This is a genomic window from Microbacterium sp. bgisy207 (genome assembly GCF_057706855.1).
The window spans coordinates 1-1,647 of record NZ_JBYIPB010000029.1 but is presented as its reverse complement, the minus strand read 5'-3'; the positions used below and the strand labels follow the sequence as shown (position 1 = coordinate 1,647).

The following is a 1,647-nucleotide window of genomic DNA, read 5'->3' as shown; positions in this document are numbered from 1 at the left end:
CCTGACTCGTGCCACTTGAGCGCTGATTCGGCGGTCGTTGGTCGTTCTGCCCTGATTTTCCGGGGTTCGGGGTCGGCGGGTTACGCACTAACGGCGGCGATTTAGACTCCCTCGATGGGGTTGTTCGTCCGGAAGGTGAAGACGCGTTCCGGGGCCACGGCGGTGCAGATCGCGCATACTCGTCGCGGAGTGCAGACGATCCTCGAGCACATCGGCTCGGCGCATGACGACGCGCAGCTTGCGGCGTTGGTGGCGGTTGCGAAGAGCAAGATCCATGCCGGGCAGCAGACGTTCGATCTGGACGCGCTGACACCGACTGCGCCGACCGGGGCGGCGCCGACCGTGACGGGATCTCGTTCGCGGGTGCTGTGGGACGTGCTGGAGGCCGCGTATCGGCGGCTCGGTTTCGATGCCGCTGTCGATGACGACGTGTTCATGAAGCTGGTCCTCGCTCGCGTGGTCGAGCCGACGAGCAAGGCTGACACGATCCGGGTGCTCGGCGAGCTCGGGGTGCCGGCGCCCGGGCTGCGGACGATCTGGCGGACCCTCGCGAGATGTGTTGAACACGATTGGCGGGACAAGCTCGCGACCGCTGCGTATGCGCATGCGACCCGACATGGGCACGTGAAGCTGGTGCTCTACGACGTGACCACGCTCTACTTCGAGGCCGAGGACGAGGACGCGCTGCGGAAGGTGGGGATGAGCAAGGAGCGCCGCGTCGACCCGCAGATCCTGGTGGGGATGCTGGTCACCCCGGACGGGTTCCCGCTTGAGGTTCATGAGTTCCCCGGAAACACCGGCGAGACGCTCACGCTGTTGCCCGTGCTCCGCGCGTTCCAAGACCGACACGCAGTCGACGACGTCGTGGTCGTCGCCGACGCCGGCATGCTGTCCGCGTCGAACCTGAACCAGATCGAGGACGCCGGGTTCTCGTTCATCGTCGGCTCCCGAATCAGCAAGGCCCCTTACGACCTGGCCGAGCACTTCGACGCGCACGGCGGCGTCCTCCACGACGGCGAGACCATGGAGTCGAAGCGGATCATGGGCGTCCGGGAGAACGCCAGACAGCGGCGGGTGGTCTATCACTACTCGGCCAAGCGTGACCGGCGCGACAACCACACCCTCGACAAGCAGGTCGAACGGGCGCAGAAGATCGCCGACGGGACCAAGCCGCTCAAGAAGGACCGGTTCGTCAAGCTCACCGGCACCCGCCCCGCCGTCGATCAGGTCCTCGTCGACCGGGCCCGTCAACTGGCTGGGCTGAAGGGGTACGTCACCAACATTCCCCAGGTCCGGCTCACCGGGAATGAGATCGTGGCCGCGTATCACGAACTGTTCCAGGTCGAGGCATCGTTCCGGATGGCGAAGACCGACCTCCGTGCGAGACCGATGTTCCATCATGAGGCCGACTCGATCCACGCGCACCTCACGATCGTGTTCACGGCCCTCGCGATCTCACGCCATCTCCAGGACCTCACCGGGGCGAGCGTCCGCAAGATCGTCCGCACCCTGCGACCGCTGCGAGACGTCACGATCAGCATCAACGGGAACGAGATCGTAGCGAAGACCCCACCCGGCGACACGGCGCAAGCCATCCTCGACGCCGTCGCCGCGAGCGTCACGCACTAACTTGGCGCGAGTCAGGAG

At 66.0% G+C, this 1,647-nt stretch carries 1 protein-coding gene; it reads left to right on the top strand.

Annotation, left to right across the window (positions count from 1 at the left end; translation table 11 throughout):
- Positions 1–114 precede the first annotated feature (114 nt).
- Complete coding sequence (locus AC3ENO_RS14880; protein ID WP_363499275.1) at positions 115–1,629, top strand: IS1634 family transposase; 1,515 nt, start codon at positions 115–117, stop codon at positions 1,627–1,629.
- The last annotated feature ends 18 nt before the right edge of the window (positions 1,630–1,647 follow it).